Genomic DNA, 22,527 nt, shown 5'->3' on the forward strand with positions numbered 1-22,527 from the left:
AATAAGTGACTGTGGATCAGGTGAGGAGGAAATCGGCCTGTCCGGCCTTGGCGCCCTGGATGAAGGCGGCGATCTCACCGTTGGAGTAGATGAGTGCGGGGCCGTCCGGGTCCGCCGACTGCCGGACCGCCACCCTGCCGTCGGCCAGCTTCATGGCCTCGATGCAATTGCCGCCGTTACCACCGCTCCACGGCTTGTACCAGCCTTCGGTGCCGAGGTCGGCGGCCGGCATGCCGTTGTATATGTGGTTCATCACAGCTCCTTGCGGAAGTCCCTGAGGATTTCCTTCGTGCGTTGTGCAGTTGCGGCCTGAGCCGCCATTCGGTCCATGACCTCGAGGTAGGACGCCACCTCGGGGCGCGCGTCGAAGTAAACGGCGCCCGTCAGGTATTCGCTGTAGACCATGTCGGGCAGTTCGGGGACCGCGAAGCGGAACAGGACGAACGGGCCGTACGTGCCCGGGTGGTGACCCGTCGCGAACTCCGCGATCTGCAGGGTCACATTGGGCAGTTCGGTCGCTTCGAGCATGCGGTCGACCTGGGCCCGCATGGCGTCGGGGCTGCCGACGGGACGGCGCAGGACGGTCTCGTCCATGACCACCCAGAGCTTCGGCGCCTCCGCCTTGGTGAGCAGTGACTGCCGTTCCATCCGCAGCGCCACATGGCGCTCGATGTCCGCGGGCCGGGTCTGGCCGACGGCACCGGTGCGCAGGACGGAGCGCGCGTAGTCCTCGGTCTGCAGCAGGCCGGGGACGAAGTGCGGCTCGTACGTGCGCAGGAGGCTCGCGGCGCCCTCCAGGCTGACGTACATGCTGAACCAGTCGGGCAGCACGTCGTGGAAACGCTGCCACCAGCCGGGCTTGTTGGCCTCTTCGGCGAGTTCGACGAAGGCGTCGGTCTCGGCGTCGGCGATCCCGTAGGCCTTCAGGAGGAGCTGGACGTACGGGATCTTGAGCCCGACCTCGGCGGTCTCCATCCTGCGTATGGTCCCCGGGGCGACACGGAGCACCTTCGCCGCCTGCTCGCGGCTCAGGCCGACGCGCTCCCGCAGATCCTGCAGGCGCTTACCGAGAACGACCTGGCCCACGGTCGGGGCGGACCGCGGTTCGCTCACTTCAGACCTCCCGATGCGCTGTGTGCGAGCAGTGTGCCATGCGCACGGCTCCAGGGACACAGCCACTCTGAATTTTTCAGAGTGCCTCTTGCCAAGTGTTCTTGTCAGGGGGAGAGTTGGTAACCGAACCAAGTTCGCGTGGTTGCGCCCGCCCCGTCCAGGGACGGTGCGAAGCGTGACACAGCCCCCACTGTGAGGAATCGGTCGTGGCACCTGGCAGTGCGCTCATCCCCCGGCTCATGGACCTCAGCCCAGGTGCGGAAGCGCTCCGTTACTGCTTCGCGCTGTCGGCGCATCCGGAGTCGGTGGCCGGTGCCCGGCGCCTCACGCGGGCCCGGCTGGCGGACTGGCGGCTGACCGGGGACGCGCACGACGCGGCGGTGCTGATCGTCTCCGAGCTGGTCACCAACGCGGTGGTGCACACCGCGAGCGCCCGGGTCGTCTGCGAACTCCGCTGCGAGAGCGGCCGGCTGCGCATATCGGTGCAGGACCAGGGACATCAGCCCGGCGGTCCCCGGCTGTCCCTCACCGCCGAGGGGGAGCACGGGCGCGGGCTGCTGCTCGTCGACTCCATGAGCAGCGCCTGGGGCTCCCACGACGCGGGGGACCACTCGGGGCGCATCGTCTGGGCGGAACTGCCGTACGACCCGGAGCCGGCATGCTGAAGAACGCGCTGTCGCAGCTGCTCGGCGCGCGTCGCGCCCGCCCCGCGGAGGAGGACGGTGCACCGGGCACGGTCCGGCTGCCGCTGCCGCCCGCGCTGTCGGCGAGCCTCGGCTGCGACGCGGTCGGCGTGCCCGCACGGTACGGATTCCGCCTGATGTCCCACCTGCCGCGCGCCGGATGCGTGTTCGCCGATGCCGACCAGTGGTGGTGGATCGTCCCGTCGGGCTCGGACCTCGATCTGGACTGGCCGGAGCAGGCGTCGTACGCCGCGGGGGCGTACGTCCCCGCGGGCCGGCCCCGGCTGATCCACGCCCCGGACAGCCGTACGCCCTACACGCCGCCCATTCCGCTCTTCCTCATGGTGTGTCAGGTCACCGGTGTCGCGCCGTCCTGGGACCCGTCGGGCCGCCCGAAGGCCGTGCCCGCGCCCTGACGGGGCAGGCCGGTCACGGGCGGTCGAGATAGGCGAGCCCGGGGTGGACCTTCGTGTACCCGTCGACCAGCCGGCGGGCCACGGAGACGGAGTCGACCAAGGGGTGCAGGGCGAAGGCCCGTACGGCCGCCGACCGTGAGCCGCTCTCCGCCGCTTCGAGCACCGCCCGCTCCACGGCCTTCACGGCGGTGACCAGCCCGACCGCGTGGTACGGGAGCGGGTCCACGGCCACGGGGTGCGCGCCGTCGGCGTCGACCAGGCACGGCACCTCGATGACGGCGTCCGCGTCGAGCACCGAGAGGGTGCCCCGGTTGCGGACGTCGAGGATCAGGGAGGTCCGCTCGTTGCGGGCGACGGCCCGCATCAGGGCGAGGGCCACCTGCTCGTAACCGCCGGACTCCAGATCGCTCTCCTCGCGCTCACCGGCTCCGGCCACGTCCCGGTTCTCCGACATGTACGTCGCCTCACGTTCGGCACGCGTACGGTCCCAGGTGGCCAGCGGCGGGGCGGCCGGGTCCTTCATCCGGGCGTAGAAGCCCTCCTGCTGGTCGCGCAGGAAGGCGCCGCGGGTCTGCTCGGCGTCCTGGTAGGCGCGGACCGCCTCCCGGTTGAAGTAGTAGTAGTGCAGGTACTCGTTGGGGATCGCGCCCAGCGAGCGCAGCCAGTCGGGGCCGAAGAGCCTGCCCTCCTCGAAGGAACCGAGCAGCGCCGGGTCCGCGAGGAGGCGCGGGAGTTCGTCGCGGCCCCCGACCCGCAGACCCCGCACCCAGCCGAGGTGGTTGAGCCCCACGTAGTCGATCCAGGCCTTCTCCGGGTCCGCGCCCAGGACCCGGGCGATCCGGCGGCCGAGTCCCACCGGGGAGTCGCAGATGCCGATGACCCGGTCGCCGAGGTGCCGGGACATGGCCTCGGTGACCAGGCCCGCCGGGTTGGTGAAGTTGATGACCCAGGCGTCGGGAGCGAGCCGGGCGATCCGCCGGGCGATGTCCGTCGCGACGGGGACGGTGCGCAGACCGTAGGCGATGCCGCCGGCCCCGACCGTCTCCTGGCCGAGGACGCCCTCGTCGAGCGCGACGCGTTCGTCGGCCGCACGGCCCTCCAGGCCGCCGACCCGGATGGCTGAGAACACGAAGTCCGCGCCCCGCAGGGCCTCGTCGAGATCGCCGGTGACGAGGACGGGGGGCGCGTCGTCGATGCCGGCCGCCTGTTCGGCCAGGACCCGGGCGACGGCGGTGAGCCGGTCCGCGTCCGTGTCGTACAGGGTCACCCGTGAGACGCGGCCCTCGGCGTGATCGCCGAGCAGCGCCCCGTACACGAGAGGGACCCGGAATCCGCCGCCGCCAAGAATTGTCAGCTTCACGCTGATCGATGGTACGGGGCGGGAGGCCGGGTGCCCCGGACCCGGAGGCCCGGGGCACCCGGTGAGCGGCGGACGGGGCCGGTGTCAGTGGCCGTTCCACCACCGCACGACGGAACGCCAGATCTTCGCCGGCCCGCTCCGCTGCGCCGGGATGACGGCTCCCTCCCCGGGCTCCGCGTACGGCTCGGGGGCTCGCACACCCGCCGGGGCGTGGCCCGCCGGGGCGGCCATGGGGCCCCGTGGGGCGGCGGACGACGACACCTGCCAGTCGGCGTGCGACCGGGACCGCGCCACCGCCGGCAGCGGTTCGGCGTCGATCTCCTGCTGCGCGGTGGGCGCGAAGCCCGCCGGAAGATCCACCAGGTGGCGCGACATGAAGTTCCCGGCCCAGGTCAGCTTCTCCTCGTCGACGCCGAGTTCGAGGTCGGGCAGGCGCATCAGCAGGGCGTCGACCCCGACGTCGGCGATGGCGCGTCCGATGTCCTGGCCGGGGCACTCGTGGGGGCCGCTGCTGAATGCCAGGTGGGCCCGGTTGCCCTCCATGCTGACGGTGAGGTCGGGCCGCACGGCGGGGTCCGTGTTGGCCGGCGCGATACCGACGATCAGGGCGTCCCCCGCCCTGATCTGCTGCCCGCCGAGCTCGGTGTCGCCGACCGCCCAGCGGCCGAGGACCGAGGTGAACGGCGGCTCGTCCCAGAGCGTCTGTTCGACCGCCTCGGGCACGGTCATGTGCCCGCCGCTGAGCCTGGCCCGGAACCTGGGGTCGGTGAGGACCATGCGCAGCACGTTGGCGATCAGGTTGGTGGTCGTCTCGTACGCGACGATCAGGACCACCCGCAGGTGCTCACTGACCTCCTTGTCGGTGAGGTCGGCGGGATGTTCGACCAGCCAGGTGGCGAAGTCCTCGGCCGGCGCCTCCCGGCGGCGCTGGACCAGCCGGTCGAGCGCGCCGATCACGTAGGCGTTGCTCGCGACCGCGGTCTCCGAGCCCCGCGTCATGTCACGGGCGGCCTGCACCAGACGGTCGTTGTACTCCTCGGGCATGCCGATGATGGCGCACATCACCATCATCGGGAGCCGCTCGGCGAACTGGCTGACCAGCTCGACCCGGCCTTCCCGGCAGAAGTCGTTGACGAGCCGGTTGCTGTACCGGTTGATGTGACGGCGCACGCCGCGGGTGTCGATGCGGGCCATGCTGTCGGTGACCGCGCCGCGCAGCCGTTCGTGTTCAGCGCCCTCGGCGAAGGAGCACACCGGCTGCCAGGTGAAGAGCGGGGCGAGCGGGTGGTCGGGGGCGACGCTGCCGTCCTGCAGACCACGCCACCGCCGCGAGTCGCGGGAGAACTGCGAGGGCGTACGGGTCATGTGGAGGTTCTCGCTGTGTCCGAGCACCAGCCAGGCGGGGACGTCCTCGTGCAGCAGGACGGGCGCCACCGTGCCGTGTTCGGCGCGCAGCTTCTCGTACAGGCCCGCGGGGTCCGCCTCGGCCTCCGGACCGTACAGCCGGCGGAGTCCGCCAGGACCGATGCCCATGCCGTGCGCGGGGCATTGCGGGGGTGGCACCGGACCGGTGGCCGCTCCGGGTTCGTGCTGGAAGGGGGTTGTCACAGTGGCTCCAGGTAAGACGTTCCGGGACCGGGCGAGTGGGGACAGGGCCCGTTCAGAGGCAGAGGCGCGTGCCGCCGTCAGGTGAGCGGCACGGCGAGGCGGTGCAGGTAGCGCATCAGGGTCATGAGCACATCGCGGCTGGAGGTGCGCAGCCGGGCGTCGCAGTCGATCATCGGGACCTCGTCCGACAGGTCCAGGGCGGCGCGCAGGGCCTCGACGGGGTGGTGCGGCGCTTCGGGGAAGGTGTTGACGGCGACGACGAACGGCACGCCGCGCTCCTCCAGCCTGCCGATGACGTCGAAGCTGACCTGGAGCCGTCGGGTGTCGATGAGGACGACCGCTCCGAGTGCGCCCTCGAAGAGCCCGTTCCACAGGAACCAGAAGCGTTCCTGGCCGGGGGTGCCGAACAGGTAGAGGATCAGTTCCTCGCTGAGGCTGATCCGGCCGAAGTCCATGGCGACGGTGGTGGCGGTCTTGGTCTCCACGCCCACGTTGTCGTCCACGCCGACACCGGCCTGGGTCATGGTCTCTTCGGTCGTCAGGGGCCGGATCTCGCTCACCGAGCCGACCATGGTCGTCTTGCCGACCCCGAACCCGCCGACGACGACGACCTTCACCGCGGCCGTGGCCGTGCTGGGAAGGACGTCCTCGCTGCGGGGGCCCGTGATCGTGTCAGAGCTTCTGAAGTCCATGCATCACCGCTTCGAGGAGGGACCGGTCCGGGAGCGAGGCGCGGACGATGGGCGCGCGCGATTCGACCAGTTCGGTCGCCAGGAGTTCTGTCAGGAGCGAGGTGACCACGCTGAAGGGCAGGCTCAGATAGGCCGAGATCTCGGCGACGGACAACGGTGCCCTGCAGAGCCGCAGGATCGCGGCCTGCTCGGGCTGGACCGTGGGCGACGGCTCGGCCTGCGCCACGACCATCGTGACGAGGTCGAGTGCCGCTCGTTCGCCGTCGGGGGCGCCGGTGATCACGTACAGCCGTTCCGGGTCGCTCAACGCCGGGTCGGCCTTTCGGCGTTCTCGTCGGGGAGGACTCATACAGCCTGCCCGTCGTGGCGCGGAGGACTCGTCAGGTGCGCTCCGATCCGGACGACCATGTCGCGCATGCGGGCGCCCACGAGACCGGCGTCGACCGTCTCGCCGGCCAGGACGGCGAGGTAGGCGCCGGCGCCCGCGGCCATCAGGTAGAAGAACCCTCCGGTGACCTCGATGACGACGAGCTTCATCAGGCCGTCGCTGTAGGGGATCTCGGTGGCGACGGCCGCGGCCAGGCTCTGCAGTCCGGCGCAGGCGGCGGCGAGACGGTCGGCGGTGTCGGGGTCGCCGCCGTGGCGGGCGATCCGGAGGCCGTCGGCGGAGAGCACCACGATCTGGTGGATGCTCGGTACGTCGTCGGCCAGTTCCTTGAGCATCCAGTCCATGTTTGCCCGCTGCTGGATCACTTCTCGTCTCCCTTGTCCCACACGTCGTCAGAGTCTGTGTCGTGCTTCGGCTCCTTGGGCACACCGTTGACGGCCTGGGTGAAGGCCTCCAGCCAGAGGCCGGGCGGTGCCGTGGAGCCGCCGCCCTGTCCGTTGTGCCCGTTGCGTGCGGCGGGCTCCGCGGCCGGAGCGGACTGCTGCGGGAGATTGTGCGAACCGAGGGGTGCGCGCCCCCGGCTGCGGCGCTGCGGGAGGCCGCCCTCGGTCCACTCGGTCACGACGATCTCGTCGTCGCCCATGGCTGCCGCGGGGGGTGCGGACCGTGCGGCGGAGGCCGCCGGGGCCGGTGAGGGGGCGGGTGCGGGAGCGGGTGACGCGAGCGACGGGACGGGCCCGGTCGCCGCGGGCCGAGCCTTGTGCTTGCCGCGCGGCGGGACGACGTGCTGCATCTGCGACATGTCGAGCGAGCTCTGCGGCCGCGAGGTGGCGCCGATGCCGTGCGCGATGCCGGGGGCGGGGCCGGTGGTGATCATGTCGCGCGGCACGATGAGTACGGCGCGGACGCCTCCGTACGCGGACTGCCGCAGGGAGACCTGGAGTTGGTACATGCGGGCGAGCCGGCCGACCACGGCCATGCCGAGGCGCGGGGACTCCCCGAGGTCGTTCATGTTGATGCCGGCCTGGGCCTGGGCGAGCATGTTCTCGGCCCGCACCCGGGCCTCCTCGCTGAGGCTGACGCCGCCGTCCTCGATCTCGATGGCGATGCCGGTCTGCACCTCGACCGCGGTGACGTGCACCCGGGTCTGGGGCGGCGAGTAACGCGTCGCGTTGTCGAGGAGTTCGGCGCAGGCGTGGATGAGCGGCTCGACCGCGGTGCCGACGATGGCGACCTTGGCGATCGAGTGCAGGTCGACGCGCTGGTACTCCAGGATCCGGGACATCGCGCCGCGGAGCACGCTGAACAGCGGTACGGCCTTGGGCCACTGGCGGCTGGGGCGGGCGCCGCCGAGTACGGCGATGGAGTCGGCGAGCCGCCCGATCAGCGCGGTGCCGTGGTCGATGCGGAGCAGGTCGTCGAACACATCGGGGTTGCGTCCGTGGTGGTCCTCCATCTCCCGGAGTTCACTGGCCTGCCGGTGGACGATGGCCTGGACGCGGCGGGCGACGCTGACGAAGGCGCGCTGCGCGGAGTCACGCATCGCCTCCTCGTTGTCGATGATGTCGAGGACCTGGAGGACCAGGGCGCGTTGCGCCTTGGGGAGGTTGCGGTACGACGCGTCCGCGTCGACGACGTCGCGCATCACCTCCTGCGGCGAGTTGCTGGCACGCAGCCTGCGGATCGCGGCGGGGAGGAGTTCCCTGCCGAGCCGTTCGGTCTCCTGGTCGTACGAGGCGATGCGGTGTTCCAGGAAGGCGATGCGCTTCTCGTACTCGGCGCGCTGGACGCGCATGGCCCGGCGCCGGCGGTTCAGTACGACGGTGAGCGCGGCGACCACGACTGTGGCGATCGCTCCGCACCAGACGACTGCCGCTCTCGTGGCCCCGGTGACCGGCACCGCGCCGGCCGCGGTCGCGCCTGCCATCAGCACGACGGGCAGGAGTGCGGCGCGCACTACGGGGATGTCTCTTTTGGTCGGCGGTGATTCAACACGGACCATCTAAACCCTCTGGCGGTTGATTCGGGAAGTATTCGGGATGTACACGCACTTGCACGCATAGTTATGGACAAGCGCTCGAATTCATATCAACTCGACTTCACTGCGCGTGAGCCTAGCCAGATCAGAACAGTGCCTCGGCATATTCGCCCAACCCCCTGCGCGAGCACGCCGGCGGTAATACACTCGCCAGTTTTCGCACTCACCGCCGCCGAGCGTGCGCGGGGAGTGATGCCGCGCGGGAATCGGGAGAAAGCAGACCCATCTGTCCCTTCGTGCGGGACAGGGAGAAGGGCGAGGAGCCTGGGGAGGTCGGTCAATTTCCAGCGCGAACGAGAAATAATACGTACGCGCGAGCGAGACGAGTGGGCGCGTACGAATACATCTGCACCTCAGAGCGGGACGAGGGCACATGTGATCGAATCAGATCGAAAGGAGCAGATCCGTGAACGACGGACGGGTGTGCGAGCGCTCCGGTGCAGAATCGGTCATGCCGCACCGCGCGGTCGCGGGACGGCGGACCGGCGGCGGGGTGCGCGTCGGCCGCCCCTGAAGCCCTCACCGTCCGTGAGGTCACCCGGCCGTCCGGGAGCGGCCGGAGCCGCCACCGTCCGCGGCCGAGCGGCGCATGTCCGGCTCAGCGGCGGCCGCCGAGCCTGCCCTCCAGCTGCACCAGCAGCTCACCGAGCTGCCCGCTCAGCCCGCTGCGGGTCTCCTCGTCGAGTCCGGAGAGCACCGACCGCTCGTAGGCGAGCTGTTGGGGCAGCAGACGGTCCACCAGGTCACGTCCCGCCTCGGTCAGCCCGACGTGGGCGACCCTGCGGTCCCTGGCATCGCTGCGGCGGCGGATCAGGCCGGACTCCTGCAGGGCGCGCAGCCGCTTCGTGACGGCGGCTCCGGACGAGAAGGTCTCGCGGGCCAGCTCGCCAGGGGTGAGCTCTCGGTCGGTGCGCCGCATCGCGCCGAGCAGATCGAATTCGGCGCGGGTGAGTCCGGCGGCCCGCAGGGGGGCGTCCTCGGCCTGCTGGAGCAGGGCCGCACAGCGGTTGATGCGGCCGATGAGTTCCATCGGCGCGGTGTCGAGCCCCGGGCTGACGGCCTGCCACTGCCGTACCACCGAGGCCACGATGTCGTCGGTCACACCGCTCCGTTCGCCGGGGGCAGGGTGATCAGCCCCTGCCGTTGTGCTGTCGCCGCGAGCGTACGGTGTCCTGCCTGCTCGGCGGCCAGCAGCTCTTCCTCGGGCAGGGCGCGCTGCCACCACTCCCCCGACGCGACGTCACCGGCGTCGCGCAGTTCGACGAGGGAGGCCGTCAGCCTCCTGCGTGCCGTTTCGAGTACGAGGACGTCGACCGCCGGGTCGGCCACCGCCCGCTCGGCGCGGTGCCGGGCGTCCACCGCCGCGGCGAGGGCCCGTTCCACCCGGCCGGAGGCCCGGCGGTTGGTGACGGCGATCGCAGCGAGGAAACCGACCGCGACGCCCACGAGGGTGTCCAGGGCCCGGTCGGCGATGAGCTCGCCCGCCGGCTGGAACCCGCCGAATTCCAGGATCAGCAGGGCCATCGGGGTGACGGCGATGGAGCCGAGCCAGTAGTTGCGGGTGATCAGGGCCTCGGCGGCGAAATTGAAGAACAGGACGCACAGGACGAGGACGAGCGGGTCGAGCCGTGCGAGCGGGATGACGGCCGCGAAGACCAGCACGCCGAGAAGGTTGCCGACGGTCCGCTGCAGCGCCCTGCTCCAGGAGAGGGTGAGGTTGGGCTGGTAGACGGAGGCCGCGGTGACGATGGCCCAGTACGGGTGGCCCACGCCCAGCGCAGCGGACACATAGCCGGCGAGGGCACACCCGACGAGGGTACGGAAGGCGACCGGCAGCACCGGGGAGCCGGGGCCGAGGGCGCGCAGCAGCCTGCGCCGGGCCTCGCGCCGGCCCCGCCGCATCCGCTGCCCCGCACGCTCGGCGTCGATCCCGAAGAGCTGTTCGACGGTGCCGGGAGCGGGGGGCGGGCTGGGCACGGGGCCGCGGGCCCGGGTCCCCGCCGCCCACCGGCGCAGCTGGTCGGGGCCGGCGCCGGGGGCGTGCCCGTCGGCCGCGGGGGTGGCGAGGGCCCGCTCGGCGTGGACGACCAGCCGCTCCAGTTCCTGGCGTACGGAGGTGGGGCGTCCGGCGGCGAGCAGTGACTGCCAGGCCGCCTGGACCGCCGCCGCGGCGGCGTGCCGGGTGCGGGGGCCGGGATCCGCCGCGTACGCGGCGGCGGCGTCGAGTGCGCGGGCGGTGGCGAGGCGCTCGGGCCCCTCCCTGCGCCACAGGACCGGGCCGACGGTGACCAGCCAGGAGAAGGCGCCCGCGGCCAGCATCAGGCCCATGTGGCCCGGCACCTGCCCGAGCTCCTGCGGGGCGAAGAGCGCCGCCGAGGTGACGAAGGCGAAGATCACGTTGCCGGGCGGGCCGATGCGCGTGGCGTCGCAGAAGGTCTTCTGGACGGCCGCGAGCAGCGCGCCGACGGCGATCAGCACGGCGGTCGAGTCGGTGAGCGAGCCGACGGTCAGAGCGACGGCGAGGCCCGCGGCCATCCCCAGGATCACGCGGAGGACGGTGTGGACCCTGCGGGCGTACGGCAGGTTGTGCCCGTAGAGCGCGCAGAGCGATCCCGCCATCGTGTACATGACGAGGTCGAGGCGGTCGAGGGAGTACAGCAGCAGATTCGGGACGGCCGAGGCGACCACCACGCTCAGCGCGGGCTTGTACCAGATCTCCGCGGGGCTGTTCAGCCGCAGGACACCGGTGACCGGCAGTTTGTGGACGGATGGCTTCCGGGGTCGCATGGCTGTATCACTCACTCATTTACCTTAGCAGGTGTTACACACGTAAAACATCTCGGCCGAGCAGCGCGGCCTCCGGTAGCCGCCACCTCCGCACGGCCTTAGCGTGCTGCACAACAGCGTAGGAATGTCACCGGTGGCGCGCCTCGGGAGGAATCCGCATGAAGCTCACCGAACCGGTGCCCGGCGGCCCCTGCTGGGTCGAGCTGAGCACCCCGGACGTGCAGGCCGCCCAGGCGTTCTACGCGGGGCTCTTCGGCTGGCGTTCGGAGACCGATCCGCGGCCGGAGGCGGGCGGTTACATGGTGGCGCGCGTCGGGGAGGACGCCGTCGCGGCCTTTGCCCCCCCTCTACCGGCCGGAGCTGCAGCCGTCCTGGACCGTCTCCTTCGCCACCGAGGACGCGGACGCCTCCGCCGATGCCGTGCGGTCGGCGGGCGACACGGTGCTGATGGACCCGACGGACGTCTTCGACCAGGGCAGATTCATGGTGGCCGCCGACCCGTCGGGCGCGGTGTTCTCCCTCTGGCAGGCGCGCGCCTTCCCGGGCGCGGGGCGCTTCAACGATCCGGGGGCCCTGGGCTGGGTGGAGCTGCGCACCCCCGACCCGCGGGGCGCTCTCGCCTTCTATCCGGCCGTGCTCGGCTGGACGGTCAGCGCCTCCGAACACTTCACCCACTGGGGTGTGGACGGGGCCGACTTCGGCGGCCTGAAGGAGCAGGACGACGACGAGCGCGCCGACGTACCGCCGCACTGGCTGCCCTACTTCACGGTGAGCGACACGGAGACCACCGCCGCCAGGGCGCTGACCGCCGGGGGCGAGCCGCTCGCGCCTCCGACGCACATCCCGGGCGGACCCTGGGTCGCGGCGCTCCGCGACCCGCACGGCGCGCGGTTCGGCATCCACACGCCCTGAGGGCCCGCCCTCACCGGCCGGCGGGCGGCCCGGCCTCCTCCGGCACGCGGAAGGCCTCGGCGGCGTCCGCCACCCTGTGCATCAGCGCGAAGAGCGTCTGCTGCTCCTGCGGGGAGAGCGGGCCGAGGAAGACCTGGTTCATCCCGACCGTGCGCAGCGCGAGCCGCCGGTGGGTGCGGACACCCTCGTCCGTGAGACGGAGCAGAAAGCGCCGTCCGTCGTCCGGGTCGCGCACCTTGTCCAGCAGCTCCCGGCGCAGCAGCCGGGAGATCACCTCGGCGACGGTGGACCGGTCGAGGCCGACCCGCTCCCCCACCGTCCGCTGGTCGAGGCCGGGCTCGGCGGTCAGGGCGTTGAGGACGGCGAACTGGGGCGAGGTGATCTCCTGGGAGACCATCGAGTTCCAGAGCAGGTGGTGCGCCTGCTGGAGACGCCGGGCCAGGTGCCCGGGGTGGGTGCTCAGGTCGACCGCCTGCACGGCACCGCCCTCTCTCTGTCGGCCGGGAGCCGGCCGGGACATTCGTAGATACACAGTGTACTGAGGGTATTGACCCGACAGCCAGCCCTGAGTAGCTTCATGCCCATCACATTTTAGTCAGTGCACTGAGCATTTCAGATTCACGGAGCCGTGACATGACCGCACGTGACCTTCCCGCCCAACCGCTGCCCGACGGCATGAGCCAGCGGGAGATCGATGCCGAGGTGGCCAGGGCCCAGGCGGTGGCCGTGCCGGGCGCCCACCATCCGCCGCGCGACTACCCGCCGTACCGCAGCAGCCACTTCCGCCACCCGCACCGCTCGCTCGTCCCCGTACGCGATCCCGAGGCCGTCGAGCTGTCCGGGCCGGCCTTCGGTGTCACCGATGTGACCGCGCTGGACCGCGACCTCACCGCGCAGCACCACGGTGAGCCGCTCGGGGAGCGGATCACCGTCACCGGCCGGGTGCTGGACCGGGCCGGCCGGCCGGTGCGGGGGCAACTGGTCGAGGTGTGGCAGGCCAACGCCTCCGGGAGGTACGCCCATCAGCTCGACCGGCATCCGGCCCCGCTCGACCCGAACTTCACCGGCTTCGGGCGCTGCCTGACCGACGACGACGGGGGCTACGCGTTCACCACCGTCAAGCCGGGCGCCTATCCGTGGCGCAACCACACCAACGCCTGGCGGCCCGCGCACATCCACTTCTCGCTGTTCGGTACGTCCTTCAGCCAGCGGCTGGTCACCCAGATGTACTTCCCCGGCGATCCGCTCCTCCCCTACGACCCGGTGATCCGCTCCGTCACGGACCGGGCGGCGCGCGAGCGGCTCGTATCGACGTACGACCACGATCTGTCCGTTCCCGAGCGGTCCCTCGGTTACCGCTGGGACATCGTCCTCGACGGACCGTGCGCCACCTGGACCGAGGAAGAAGGCGACGCCTGATGTCCCGGATGTCCCACGCCCCGACCCCCTCCCAGACCGTCGGCCCCTTCTACGGTTACGCGCTGCCGTTCCCCGGCGGCAGCGAGGTCGCCCCGGCCGGGCACCCCGGCACGGTCACCGTCCACGGCCACGTGCTCGACGGCCGGGGCGACCCCGTGCCCGACGCGATCGTGGAGACCTGGCAGCCCGCCCCCGACGGCTCCCGCTCCGGGCTTCCCGGCTCGCTGCGCCACGACCCGGCGACCGGCCGGGTGATCGGACGCGACGGGGTGGACTTCACCGGGTTCGGCCGGGCGCCGACGGACGCGGCCGGCCGCTGGTTCGTGCGTACGCTGCCGCCCGGCGGTGTCCCGTACCTCTGTGCCGCCGTGTTCGCGCGCGGCCTGGTCCACCACCTCTACACCCGTGTGTATCTCCCCGATCTGCTCGACGAGGGCCCGGCGGCCGGCGATCCGCTGCTGGAGTCGCTGGACGCGGAGCGGCGCGCCACACTGATCGCGACACGCACGGATCCCCGTACCTACCGTTTCGACATCCGTCTGCAGGGCGACGACGAGACGGTCTTCCTGGAGTTCAGCTGATGCACGAGAGCGATGCCGGTCTCCTCGCCCCCGGGCGGGCCGGCTCCGCCGCCGAGGCAGCCACCGGCGACCACGCCTTCCTGCGGGCCCTGCTGGACGCCGAGGCGGCGCTCACCCGGGCGCAGGCCGGGTGCGGACTCGCCCCCGCCGAGGCGGGGCGGGCGGTCACCGCGGCGGCGGACCCCGGCCGGTTCGACGTACGGGAGCTGGCGCTGCGGGCGCGGTCCGGGGGCAACCCGGTGATCCCTCTGGTCGCCGCCCTTTCGGCGGCGGTCGACGAGGACGTACGGCCCTTCGTGCACCGGGGCGCGACCAGCCAGGACATCCTCGACACGGCGGCGATGCTGGTGGCGTCCCGGACCCTGGCGCTCGTCCTGGACGACCTGGGGCGGACCGCCGACGCGCTGGAGCGGCTGGCGGCCGGGCACCGTGACACGCCGATGCCGGGCCGCACCCTCACGCAGCACGCCGTGCCGACGACGTTCGGTCTGAAGGCCGCCGGCTGGCGTGCGCTGGTGCTCGACGCCCGGGACCGGCTGAGGGCGGTGCTCGGCTCGCTCCCCGTCCAGCTCGGCGGTGCGGCGGGCACACTGGCGGCCTTCTCCGCCGACGGGGAGGCGGCGGGGCCCGAGCTCGTCGCGGCCTACGCCCGGGAACTCGGCCTGGCCGCACCCCCGCTGCCCTGGCACACCCTGCGTACGCCGGTCGCGGACCTGGCCGGTGCGCTCGCCTTCACGGCGGGCGCGCTCGGCAAGGCGGCGGCCGATGTGCTGACCCTGTCCCGTACCGAGATCGGCGAGCTCGCGGAGGGCTCCGGCGGCGGCTCCTCCGCGATGCCGCACAAGGCCAACCCGGTCCGTGCCACCCTGATCGCCGCCGCGGCCCGGCGTGCGCCGGGGCAGGCGGCCACGCTGTACGGCTCGCTCGCCGCCGAGGACGAGCGGCCCGCCGGGGCCTGGCACGCCGAGTGGGAGCCGCTGCGCGACCTGCTGCGTCTGGTCGGCGGGGCCGCGCGGGACGCCGTGGAACTCGCGGAGGGGCTCAAGGTGTTCCCGGCGGCCATGCGGAGCCACCTGGGGCTGACCGGCGGGCTGATCGTCTCGGAGCGGCTGGCCGCCGTCGCCGCCGGCCGGGTGGGGCCCGCCCGCGCCAAGGAGATCCTCACCGAGGCCGCCGGCCGGGCCCGCGGCGAGGGCAGAACCCTCGCCGAGGTCCTCGCCGGGGAGCCCGCCTTCGACGGCCTCGATCTCGTGGAACTGACCGACCCCGCCCGGTACACCGGCTGTGCCGGGCTCCTCACCGACCGCGCTCTGGAGCGCCGATGACCACGACACCCGCCCGTCTCCTCCACCACAGCGCCGAAGGGCCCGCGAGCGCTCCCCCGCTCCTGCTCGGCCCGTCGCTGGGCACCTCCACCGTGCTCTGGGACGGGGTCGCGCCCGAACTCTCCGCCGCCCACCGGGTCGTACGGTGGGACCTGCCGGGGCACGGCGGTTCACCGGCCGGTCTGATCGGCCCGGGGGCGGTGATCGCCGATCTGGGCGCCCTGGTCCTGGAGCTCGCCGACTCGCTGTCCCTGGACCGGTTCTCGTACGCCGGGGTGTCGCTGGGCGGCGCCGTGGGCCTCTGGCTCGCCGTCCACCATCCGGAGCGCGTGGACCGCCTGGCCGTCGTCTGTTCGTCCGCCCACTTCGGCGACCCGGGGCCGTGGCGGGAGCGCGCCGCCCTCGTGCGCGCGGAAGGCCTCGGCAAGGTCGCGGAGAGCGCGGCGGGCCGCTGGTTCACGCCCGGATTCACCGAACCGCGGCTGCTCGACGACCTCCTGGGCACGGACCCCGCCGCGTACGCCGCGTGCTGCGACGCGCTCGCCGAGTGCGATCTGCGGCCGGGGCTCGCGGGGGTGCGCGCGCCCACGCTGGTCATCGCGGGCCGCGACGACCCGGCGACGCCGCCCGCGCACGCCCGGGAGATCGCCGACGGGATCCCCGGCGCCGCGCTGACCGAACTGCCGGGCGCCTCCCACCTGGCTCCCGCCGAACGTCCGGAGCCCGTACGGGAGGCACTGCGCGCCCACTTCGCACCCAGGGAGCGCCGGAGCGGAACGGCGGTGCGCCGCGAGGTCCTGGGCGACGCGCACGTGGACCGGGCGCAGGCGGCGACGACCGGATTCACCGCGCCCTTCCAGGAGTTCATCTCCCGCTACGCCTGGGGCGAGATCTGGACCGACCCGACGCTGTCCCGGCGGGAGCGCAGCCTGATCACGCTGACCGCCCTGGTCGCGCACGGCCACTACGGGGAGCTGGCGATGCACGTCCGCGCGGCGGTGCGCAACGGCCTCAGCCCCCGGGAGATCGGCGCCGCGCTCCTGCAGACCGGGGTCTACTGCGGGGTCCCGGCGGCGAACTCGGCGTTCGCGGTGGCCGAGCGGGTGCTGGCGGAGATGGACGAGGACGGGGACGGCGCCCAGCCGCGCTGACCGTCGCCCTGGAGACGGGCGTGGACGGCGTGTGCCGCTGTCCGCGCCCGCCCCTGAGGATCAGCCGAGGCCGCGGGCGTCCTGCTTGAGTGCGGTGTCCACGGTCAGCGCCGTCGCCACGACGAGGCTCAGCAGCGGCTCGGGGAGCTGGTAGTGGATCTGCAGCACGTAGTTGTCCGCCGTGGTGAACATGGTCTTCGCCAGACCTTCCCAGGTCTTGGTGATCCGGGCGATCTCGGCGCCGTTGTGGTCGACGATCGCGAAGTTCCACGCGCGCCAGTTCTCGGCCTTGATCGCCCCGACCTGCTGGCCGTTGACCGTCATGGCGAAGTTGATCTTGCCGATGGCGTTCTGCTGGACGATCTCACCCACGGGCTGCCCGTCCGGGCGCTGCACGATCACCCGGGACTTGATGAACTTCGCCGGGCGGGTCAGGAGCAGTTGCGGCTGCCCGTAGGCGTCGCGGATCTCCAGGCGGTGCGTGAGGTACTGGTCGACGCTGGACACGAACCTGAGCACCTTGCGCAGGGCGCTCTGGCCGACCTGGACGACCGAACCGACGGTGTTGCCCTGCTGGTCGAAGACGCTGTACTCGTTGGTGAGCTCGATCAGCTTGGCCTTCTGGTTCACGACCAGGACCTGCTGGTTGAACAGTGAGCCACCGCCGGGCGCGCCCTGCTGAGGGGCGAACTGCTGGGCGGGGGCCTGCTGGGGGGCGGCCTGCTGCGGCACCGCGGCGCTCGGCTGAGCGGCGTACGGGTGACCGGCCTGCGCCTGGGCGGGAGCCTGCGCCTGGGCGGGAGCCTGGCCCTGGCCCTGGGCCTGGGCCTGGGCGGGAGCCTGTTCCTGGGCCGGGTGCGTGTGCTCGGTCCACTGGGAGCCGTCCCAGTAGCGCAGCAGCTGGGGCGCGCCGTGAGGATCCGGATGCCAGCCCGCAGGTACGTTCGATTGCGTCGTCACCGGGGCACACTATCCTGCCAAGCTGTGGGCCGAACTCATTGAAGATTCACACACCATCTACGATGGCGGCGATGACCAGAGCGAGCGGACGGACGGATCGGCGGCGGAGCGGCAACGGCCTGCCCGTCGCGGCGGTCTGGGCGCTGATGCTCATGGCGGTGTTCCTGTGCTGCTCACCGGCCGCCACGGCCGCGCCCCACGCCGAGGCGTCCGCCGCGACCGCCGCCAGGGCCTTCACCCCGGTACCCGCCGCCGCGTCGGTCGTCGTCGCGGACGCCCCGGACGAACGGGGCATCGGCAGCTCCTGCCACGGGACGGTGGACCACTCGACGGCCGTCGTGCTCCCCGGCCACCCCTCCCCCGTCGCCCTGCCCTGCCCCTCGACGGCGCTCCGGACGGCCCCGCTCACCGGCGCCGCGGCCATCCGGGGCCCCTCCGACGACAGCGTGGGCGCCGTCGACCGGCTCCGTCTACAGGTCCAGCGGATCTAGGCCTCCGCGATCCGCCCTCCGCGCCGACTGCGCGGGAGGCGGCCGCCGGTATGCCCGTTTCCCCGCGTGGCGCGCCTTCCGCGCACGCGATCCGCTGAACCCGAGGACCTGACATGGCTTCCGCCAAGAACCAGAACAGCCCCGCCGCCGCGCGCCGCGCCAAGCTCGACGAGGCCCGCCGCAAGGAGCGCGCCCGTGAGCGCCGCAGCCGGATCATCACCATCACCGCGGCCGTCGTCGTGGTCGCCGGCCTCGTCGCCGGGGGCGGCTATCTGATGTCGGCCGCCGACGACAAGGACAAGGCCGAGGAGCAGGCCAGGACCTCGCCCGTCACCGGCGAGAAGTCCTGGGACGACCTGACCCAGGACCATGTCGGGACGCCCGTGGACTACCCGATGAACCCGCCCGTCGGCGGTGACCACAACCCGGTCTGGATGAACTGCGACGCCGACGTCTACACCGAGGCGATACCGAAGGAGAACGCCGTCCACTCCCTGGAGCACGGCGCCGTCTGGGTCACGTACAACGACAAGGCGAAGGACGCCGACGTGAAGGCGCTCTCCGAGCGCGTCGCGAAGACGCCCTACTCCCTGATGAGCCCCGTCGCCGACCAGAAGGACCCCCTGATGCTCAGCGCCTGGGGCAAGCAGCTCACCGTGAAGAGCGCCACCGACGCCCGCGTCGCGCAGTTCTTCACCAAGTACGTCCAGGGCGCGCAGACCCCGGAGCCTGGCGCCGCCTGCTCCGGCGGGGTCGCCAAGTGACCTCCGCCGCACGTCTCCCCCGTTCGCTGGTGTGGGCGGGGGCGGTGGTGTTCGTCGTGGCCGTGGGGCTCGTGCTGCTGATGGTCGTACGGCCCTCGGCGGCCTCGCCGTCCGGCTCCGGGGCTCCCGCCAGGGCACCCGCGGAGAGCTCGGCCGATGTGGGGTTCGCCCGGGACATGTCGGTGCACCATCAGCAGGCGGTGGAGATGGCGTTCATCGTCCGGGACCGCACCGGGGACGAGGACGTGCGCCGCCTCGCGTACGACATCATCAACACGCAGGCCAACCAGCGGGGCATGATGCTGGGCTGGCTGGAGTCCTGGGACCGGCCCAAGAGTTCGGAGCGGCCGCCGATGGAGTGGATGGGCCACCCGGTCACCGCGTCCGACGGGTCGCTCATGCCGGGCATGGCGACGGACATCCAGCTGGACGGGCTGCGGGCCGCCTCGGGCAGGGACGCCGAGGTGCGGTTCCTGCGGCTGATGACCGTCCACCACCGTGCGGGGGCCGACATGGCGCGGGCGGCGGCCGGTTCGGCGGCCACGGACGAGATCCGGGACCTGGCGGCCGGGATGGCGCGTGCCCAGGAGTCGGAGATCTCGCTCATGGGGGACATGCTGGAGGCCCGGGGCGCGCGCCCCTGAGCCGGGGCGGACCGCTCCGGGCGGGACGCGGGGACAGGGGTCCGGTGACGTGCGTCGCCGGACCCCGGCCCGCCCCGCTGCACCGCGAATTCACCTGGCGCCCATGTCCCCCTCATGGACGCGACACCCGGCCACCGCCGCACCGTCCGACACTTCCTGACGAGTCATGGACATGTCCCTCTCACGACCCCTCTCACGACAGGAAGCATCCGTGCGCATGCACCGCTCCCCTCGCCTGGCGGCCACCGCCCTCCTCGGTACGGCGCTGATCACCCTCGTCCCGCTGTCCCCGGCCCACGCACGGACGCTGCCGTCCGTCCGGCCGACGGCGGAGACGGCCGCGCTCTACGACGACGAGGCGGGCGGCAACGCCAACGCCGACGACCCCGCGATCTGGCGCGACAACGCCGCGCCCGGGCACAGCCTGGTCGTCGCGACCGCCAAGGAGGGCGGGCTGCGGGTCTACGGCCTGGACGCGTCCCTGGTCCAGACGATCCCGGCACCGGCCCCCGCCACGGAGGACGACGCCCCGGGCCGGTTCAACAACGTCGACCTCGTCACCGGGCTCCGCACCCCGTCCGGCCGCGCCGACGTGGCCGTGGTGAGCGACCGGGGCAACGACCGCCTCCGTATCTACCGCGTCGACCCCTCGCAGCCCGGCGGCCCCCTGAAGGACGTCACGGACCCCGCCGCCGCCCCGGTCTTCTCCTCCGGTCAGGCCGAGATCAACGAGCAGCGGACGGCGTACGGTCTCGCCACCTGGCAGGACCGTTCCTCCGGACGTTCGTACGCGCTCGTCAGCCGGCGCAACACCACGGACCTCGCCCTGCTGGAGCTGCGGCCGACCGCGGCGGGGACGGTGGGCTACCGGAAGGTGCGCACCCTCTCGCTCCCTTCGTCCTTCCGGCTCCCGGACGGCACCTCGTGGACGCCGTGCGGCGAGCCGGATGAGCTGCCCCAGGTCGAGGGCATGGTCGTCGACCCGGAGAACGGCACGCTGTACGCCGGTCAGGAGGACGTCGGTATCTGGCGGCTGCCCGCCGGTCTTGACGGGCGCCCGGTCCTGGTGGACAAGGTCCGCGAGTACGGCGTCCCCGGGACGTACGACCCGGAGACCGAGGAGTGCGCCCCCGGCCGTGACCCGGGGTTCGGCGGCAAGCGGCTGGCGGCCGATGTGGAGGGCCTGACCCTCTTCCGCAAGGCCGGCGGCCACGGCTACCTCATGGCGTCGGGCCAGGGTGACGACACCTTCGCCGTGTACGGCCGGGAGGCATCCCGGGGCAACGCGTACGTGGGCGGCTTCCGCGTCACCGCCGCATCGGCCGACCTCGACGGCAGCGAGGAGTGCGACGGTGCCGCGGTGCTCGCCGAGCCGCTGGGTTCCCGCTATCCGCACGGGCTGCTCGTGGTCCAGGACGGGCACGAGACCTCCGCGTCGGGCGGCGAGGAGGGCCGGGAGGCGACCGGCTTCAAGTTCGTCGACCTGCGCGCGGTGACGAGGGCGGCGGGCCTGTAGCTCGCGGCCCCGTACCGCGGGGGGTGTCCGGACAGGCATCGCATAGGCTCGGCGGCGATATGAAGAGCTACCTCGCGCCCCTGGGGTCCAAGGCCGACAAGGACACCGTACGACGCCACAACCTGAGCCTCGTGCTGCGCGCCGTACGGGACGAGGGTGAGGCCGGCGAGGCCACCCGGGCCGGAGTGTCGGCCCGGGTGGGACTGACCCGGGCCGCGGTGTCCTCCCTGGTCGAGCAGTTGCTGGACAGCGGATTCGTCACCGAGTCGGGCAAGACGTTCAGCGGTCAGGCCGGGCGCCCCGGTACGGCCCTGAAGGTGGCGCGCACCGGGCCCGCCGGGCTCGGCGTGGAGGTCAACATCGACTACGTGTCGGTGTGCGTCGTGGATCTGGCGGGCACCGGCCGGGTACGGCAGACCGAGCACCTGGACAACCGCGGCGCCCCGCCCGAGGAGGTCCTGGCCCGGGCTGCGGGGATCGCCGCCCGCACCCTGGACTCGGCGCGGGAGCAGGATCTGTACCCGGTCGGTACGGCGCTGGCGCTGCCCGGGCTCGTCTCGGGCGGTTCCGTGCGCCAGGCGCCGAACCTGGGCTGGAACCAGGTCCCGGCCGAGGAGCTCTTCGCGGACGCGCTCGCCGGTCTGCGCCCCGGCACGGCGCCGCTGCCCGTGCGCTCGGAGAACGAGGCCAATCTCGCGGCGCTGGCCGAGCTGTGGTTCGGCGGGCTCGACGCGGTCCGCAGCTTCCTCTATCTGACGGGCGAGATCGGTGTCGGCGGCGCCCTGGTCCTGGACGGCGAACTGCTGCGCGGCGCGCACGGGTTCGCCGGGGAGATCGGGCATGTGGTGGTGGATCCGGAGGGCCCGGAGTGCCGGTGCGGCTCGCGCGGCTGCCTGGAGCAGTACGCCGGCCAGTCCGCCCTGCTGCGCGCGGCCGGCATCGACGAGTCGGCCGGGGGCGCGGCGGGAGTGATGGAGCTGGAGCGGCGGGCACAGGCCGGTGACCCCGTGACGCTGGCCGCCGTGGCCGACGCCGGGCGGATGCTGGGGCAGGTGCTGTCCGGTGCGGTCAATCTGTTCGACCCGGACGCGGTGGTGCTCGGCGGGATATACCGGGGCCTGATGCCGTGGCTCTCACCGCCCGCCGACGCGGAGCTGACGGGCCGCGTGGTGTCCGGCCTCTGGACGCGCGGCGGCGGCAGGCTGCGCGCGTCGTCCGTCGCGGGTGACGCGGCGCGGGGTGCGGCGGCGCTGGTGGTGCAGGACGTGCTGGCCGACCCCGTGGCGTACGCCCGGCCCGCGCCGGCGGACTCCTGACGGCGGAGACCGCCGGGCCGGGGTGCCCGGTGGTGGGCCGGGCACCCCGGGGTGGGGTCAGCGGACGCCGAGGAGGTGTTCCATGGCGAGCTGGTCGAGTGCTTCGAAGGCCATGGAGCGCTCGGCGGCGGTGGTGGCGTCGAAGTCCTCGTAGGCGGACCGGTCGGCGAGGAGGGCCTTGAGGCCGTCGTCGGCGGTGGGCCGGGCCAGTTCGTCCAGGCGGGAGGCGATGAGGGCTTCCTGGACCTTCGGGTCGGCGCGGAAGGCGGCGGCGCGTTCCTTGAGGATGAGGTAGTTGCGCATGCAGTTCTTCGCGGACTCCCACACCCCGTCGATGCCGTCGGTGCGTACCGGCTTGAAGTC

Annotated in this window: 23 protein-coding genes and 2 pseudogenes; 12 read left to right on the forward strand and 13 right to left on the reverse strand. The window is 72.7% G+C overall.

What is annotated here, in order from left to right; genetic code table 11:
• Nucleotides 1–16 precede the first annotated feature (16 nt).
• Entirely contained in the window at nucleotides 17–253 is a 237-nt protein-coding gene (locus ACIRD8_RS32680; RefSeq protein ID WP_014049581.1) for a DUF397 domain-containing protein, read from the reverse strand.
• A complete protein-coding gene (locus ACIRD8_RS32685) occupies nucleotides 253–1,113 on the reverse strand; it encodes a helix-turn-helix domain-containing protein (protein WP_403999723.1) in 861 nt (286 codons plus the stop codon). The genes ACIRD8_RS32680 and ACIRD8_RS32685 overlap by 1 nt, the downstream gene beginning before the upstream one ends.
• A 206-nt stretch (nucleotides 1,114–1,319) precedes the next feature.
• On the opposite strand from ACIRD8_RS32685, the gene ACIRD8_RS32690 reads away from it, so the two are divergent.
• Nucleotides 1,320–1,778 carry an ATP-binding protein gene (locus ACIRD8_RS32690; RefSeq protein WP_403999726.1) on the forward strand — a complete coding sequence of 153 codons (459 nt, stop codon included), beginning with the start codon at nucleotides 1,320–1,322 and terminating at the stop codon, nucleotides 1,776–1,778.
• Complete coding sequence (locus ACIRD8_RS32695) at nucleotides 1,772–2,212, forward strand: hypothetical protein (RefSeq protein WP_403999729.1); 441 nt, start codon at nucleotides 1,772–1,774, stop codon at nucleotides 2,210–2,212. The genes ACIRD8_RS32690 and ACIRD8_RS32695 overlap by 7 nt, the downstream gene beginning before the upstream one ends.
• 13 nt (nucleotides 2,213–2,225) lie before the next feature.
• Here ACIRD8_RS32695 and ACIRD8_RS32700 read toward each other — a convergent pair whose 3' ends face one another.
• The 8 genes from ACIRD8_RS32700 to ACIRD8_RS32735 all read right to left on the reverse strand — a co-directional run bounded on the left by ACIRD8_RS32700 (nucleotide 2,226) and on the right by ACIRD8_RS32735 (nucleotide 11,085).
• On the reverse strand, nucleotides 2,226–3,572 hold the full coding sequence (locus tag ACIRD8_RS32700; RefSeq protein WP_403999732.1) for a 6-phospho-beta-glucosidase: 1,347 nt from the start codon (nucleotides 3,570–3,572) through the stop codon (nucleotides 2,226–2,228).
• Nucleotides 3,573–3,656: 84 nt separating this feature from the next.
• On the reverse strand, nucleotides 3,657–5,180 hold the full coding sequence (locus ACIRD8_RS32705; RefSeq protein WP_403999735.1) for a cytochrome P450: 1,524 nt from the start codon (nucleotides 5,178–5,180) through the stop codon (nucleotides 3,657–3,659).
• A gap of 77 nt (nucleotides 5,181–5,257) precedes the next feature.
• Nucleotides 5,258–5,872: a GTP-binding protein gene (locus ACIRD8_RS32710; protein ID WP_403999738.1), complete on the reverse strand. Its 615-nt coding sequence runs from the start codon at nucleotides 5,870–5,872 to the stop codon at nucleotides 5,258–5,260.
• Complete coding sequence (locus ACIRD8_RS32715; RefSeq protein ID WP_403999741.1) at nucleotides 5,853–6,221, reverse strand: DUF742 domain-containing protein; 369 nt, start codon at nucleotides 6,219–6,221, stop codon at nucleotides 5,853–5,855. Before ACIRD8_RS32715 ends, ACIRD8_RS32710 begins: the two co-directional genes overlap by 20 nt.
• Nucleotides 6,218–6,625, reverse strand: coding sequence for a roadblock/LC7 domain-containing protein (locus ACIRD8_RS32720; RefSeq protein ID WP_403999745.1), 408 nt, complete (start codon nucleotides 6,623–6,625; stop codon nucleotides 6,218–6,220). The genes ACIRD8_RS32715 and ACIRD8_RS32720 overlap by 4 nt, the downstream gene beginning before the upstream one ends.
• Nucleotides 6,622–8,262 carry a sensor histidine kinase gene (locus tag ACIRD8_RS32725; RefSeq protein WP_403999747.1) on the reverse strand — a complete coding sequence of 547 codons (1,641 nt, stop codon included), beginning with the start codon at nucleotides 8,260–8,262 and terminating at the stop codon, nucleotides 6,622–6,624. Before ACIRD8_RS32725 ends, ACIRD8_RS32720 begins: the two co-directional genes overlap by 4 nt.
• A gap of 634 nt (nucleotides 8,263–8,896) precedes the next feature.
• On the reverse strand, nucleotides 8,897–9,400 hold the full coding sequence (locus tag ACIRD8_RS32730; protein ID WP_403999750.1) for a MarR family winged helix-turn-helix transcriptional regulator: 504 nt from the start codon (nucleotides 9,398–9,400) through the stop codon (nucleotides 8,897–8,899).
• Complete coding sequence (locus ACIRD8_RS32735) at nucleotides 9,397–11,085, reverse strand: FUSC family protein (protein WP_403999753.1); 1,689 nt, start codon at nucleotides 11,083–11,085, stop codon at nucleotides 9,397–9,399. Before ACIRD8_RS32735 ends, ACIRD8_RS32730 begins: the two co-directional genes overlap by 4 nt.
• 158 nt (nucleotides 11,086–11,243) lie before the next feature.
• Here ACIRD8_RS32735 and ACIRD8_RS32740 point away from each other — a divergent pair.
• Nucleotides 11,244–11,997 (forward strand): annotated as a pseudogene (locus ACIRD8_RS32740) (VOC family protein).
• Between the two features lie 10 nt (nucleotides 11,998–12,007).
• Here ACIRD8_RS32740 and ACIRD8_RS32745 read toward each other — a convergent pair.
• A complete protein-coding gene (locus ACIRD8_RS32745; protein ID WP_403999756.1) occupies nucleotides 12,008–12,475 on the reverse strand; it encodes a MarR family winged helix-turn-helix transcriptional regulator in 468 nt (155 codons plus the stop codon).
• Between the two features lie 155 nt (nucleotides 12,476–12,630).
• On the opposite strand from ACIRD8_RS32745, the gene pcaH reads away from it, so the two are divergent.
• The 4 genes from pcaH to pcaC all read left to right on the forward strand — a co-directional run bounded on the left by pcaH (nucleotide 12,631) and on the right by pcaC (nucleotide 16,473).
• Nucleotides 12,631–13,416, forward strand: coding sequence for a protocatechuate 3,4-dioxygenase subunit beta (gene pcaH, locus ACIRD8_RS32750; RefSeq protein ID WP_403999759.1), 786 nt, complete (start codon nucleotides 12,631–12,633; stop codon nucleotides 13,414–13,416).
• The gene (gene pcaG / locus ACIRD8_RS32755) at nucleotides 13,416–13,997 is read left to right on the forward strand and encodes a protocatechuate 3,4-dioxygenase subunit alpha (RefSeq protein WP_403999762.1); all 582 of its coding nucleotides are present in this window, start codon (nucleotides 13,416–13,418) and stop codon (nucleotides 13,995–13,997) included. Before pcaH ends, pcaG begins: the two co-directional genes overlap by 1 nt.
• Nucleotides 13,997–15,322 (forward strand): 3-carboxy-cis,cis-muconate cycloisomerase, encoded by a 1,326-nt coding sequence (pcaB, locus tag ACIRD8_RS32760; protein WP_403999766.1) that lies wholly within the window; start codon nucleotides 13,997–13,999, stop codon nucleotides 15,320–15,322. Before pcaG ends, pcaB begins: the two co-directional genes overlap by 1 nt.
• Before the next feature lie 62 nt (nucleotides 15,323–15,384).
• Nucleotides 15,385–16,473, forward strand: a complete 1,089-nt coding sequence (gene pcaC / locus ACIRD8_RS32765) for a 4-carboxymuconolactone decarboxylase (protein WP_403999794.1) — start codon at nucleotides 15,385–15,387, stop codon at nucleotides 16,471–16,473.
• A 60-nt stretch (nucleotides 16,474–16,533) separates the two neighbouring features.
• Here pcaC and ACIRD8_RS32770 read toward each other — a convergent pair whose 3' ends face one another.
• Nucleotides 16,534–17,433 carry a phospholipid scramblase-related protein gene (locus tag ACIRD8_RS32770; RefSeq protein ID WP_403999769.1) on the reverse strand — a complete coding sequence of 300 codons (900 nt, stop codon included), beginning with the start codon at nucleotides 17,431–17,433 and terminating at the stop codon, nucleotides 16,534–16,536.
• A gap of 62 nt (nucleotides 17,434–17,495) precedes the next feature.
• Here ACIRD8_RS32770 and ACIRD8_RS32775 point away from each other — a divergent pair, with 62 nt between their 5' ends.
• The 5 genes from ACIRD8_RS32775 (at nucleotide 17,496) to ACIRD8_RS32795 (ending at nucleotide 22,164) form a co-directional block, all read left to right on the forward strand.
• Nucleotides 17,496–17,924, forward strand: a complete 429-nt coding sequence (locus ACIRD8_RS32775) for a hypothetical protein (protein ID WP_403999772.1) — start codon at nucleotides 17,496–17,498, stop codon at nucleotides 17,922–17,924.
• Between the two features lie 113 nt (nucleotides 17,925–18,037).
• Nucleotides 18,038–18,688 (forward strand): DUF3105 domain-containing protein, encoded by a 651-nt coding sequence (locus ACIRD8_RS32780; RefSeq protein ID WP_403999775.1) that lies wholly within the window; start codon nucleotides 18,038–18,040, stop codon nucleotides 18,686–18,688.
• Nucleotides 18,685–19,332 (forward strand): DUF305 domain-containing protein, encoded by a 648-nt coding sequence (locus tag ACIRD8_RS32785; protein ID WP_403999778.1) that lies wholly within the window; start codon nucleotides 18,685–18,687, stop codon nucleotides 19,330–19,332. The genes ACIRD8_RS32780 and ACIRD8_RS32785 overlap by 4 nt, the downstream gene beginning before the upstream one ends.
• A gap of 217 nt (nucleotides 19,333–19,549) precedes the next feature.
• On the forward strand, nucleotides 19,550–20,848 hold the full coding sequence (locus ACIRD8_RS32790) for a phytase (protein WP_403999781.1): 1,299 nt from the start codon (nucleotides 19,550–19,552) through the stop codon (nucleotides 20,846–20,848).
• A gap of 59 nt (nucleotides 20,849–20,907) precedes the next feature.
• Nucleotides 20,908–22,164, forward strand: a complete 1,257-nt coding sequence (locus tag ACIRD8_RS32795; protein WP_403999783.1) for an ROK family protein — start codon at nucleotides 20,908–20,910, stop codon at nucleotides 22,162–22,164.
• 57 nt (nucleotides 22,165–22,221) lie between these two features.
• Here ACIRD8_RS32795 and ACIRD8_RS32800 read toward each other — a convergent pair.
• Nucleotides 22,222–22,527: pseudogene (locus ACIRD8_RS32800) on the reverse strand (xylose isomerase); the annotation flags it as partial.

The sequence above is a fragment of the Streptomyces sp. NPDC102451 genome (genome assembly GCF_044765485.1).
Lineage (GTDB): Bacteria > Actinomycetota > Actinomycetes > Streptomycetales > Streptomycetaceae > Streptomyces.

Bases quoted from the DNA above. Each gene is read 5' to 3' on its own strand.
- pcaH (WP_403999759.1), top strand. From the start codon at position 12,631: ATGACCGCACGTGACCTTCCCGCCCAACCGCTGCCCGACGGCATGAGC.
- ACIRD8_RS32780 (WP_403999775.1), top strand. From the start codon at position 18,038: ATGGCTTCCGCCAAGAACCAGAACAGCCCCGCCGCCGCGCGCCGCGCC.
- ACIRD8_RS32725 (WP_403999747.1), bottom strand. From the start codon at position 8,262: ATGGTCCGTGTTGAATCACCGCCGACCAAAAGAGACATCCCCGTAGTG.
- ACIRD8_RS32715 (WP_403999741.1), bottom strand. From the start codon at position 6,221: ATGAGTCCTCCCCGACGAGAACGCCGAAAGGCCGACCCGGCGTTGAGC.
- ACIRD8_RS32790 (WP_403999781.1), top strand. From the start codon at position 19,550: ATGCACCGCTCCCCTCGCCTGGCGGCCACCGCCCTCCTCGGTACGGCG.
- ACIRD8_RS32695 (WP_403999729.1), top strand. From the start codon at position 1,772: ATGCTGAAGAACGCGCTGTCGCAGCTGCTCGGCGCGCGTCGCGCCCGC.
- ACIRD8_RS32680 (WP_014049581.1), bottom strand. From the start codon at position 253: ATGAACCACATATACAACGGCATGCCGGCCGCCGACCTCGGCACCGAA.
- ACIRD8_RS32775 (WP_403999772.1), top strand. From the start codon at position 17,496: ATGGCGGCGATGACCAGAGCGAGCGGACGGACGGATCGGCGGCGGAGC.
- ACIRD8_RS32795 (WP_403999783.1), top strand. From the start codon at position 20,908: ATGAAGAGCTACCTCGCGCCCCTGGGGTCCAAGGCCGACAAGGACACC.
- ACIRD8_RS32710 (WP_403999738.1), bottom strand. From the start codon at position 5,872: ATGGACTTCAGAAGCTCTGACACGATCACGGGCCCCCGCAGCGAGGAC.
- ACIRD8_RS32735 (WP_403999753.1), bottom strand. From the start codon at position 11,085: ATGCGACCCCGGAAGCCATCCGTCCACAAACTGCCGGTCACCGGTGTC.
- pcaB (WP_403999766.1), top strand. From the start codon at position 13,997: ATGCACGAGAGCGATGCCGGTCTCCTCGCCCCCGGGCGGGCCGGCTCC.
- pcaG (WP_403999762.1), top strand. From the start codon at position 13,416: ATGTCCCGGATGTCCCACGCCCCGACCCCCTCCCAGACCGTCGGCCCC.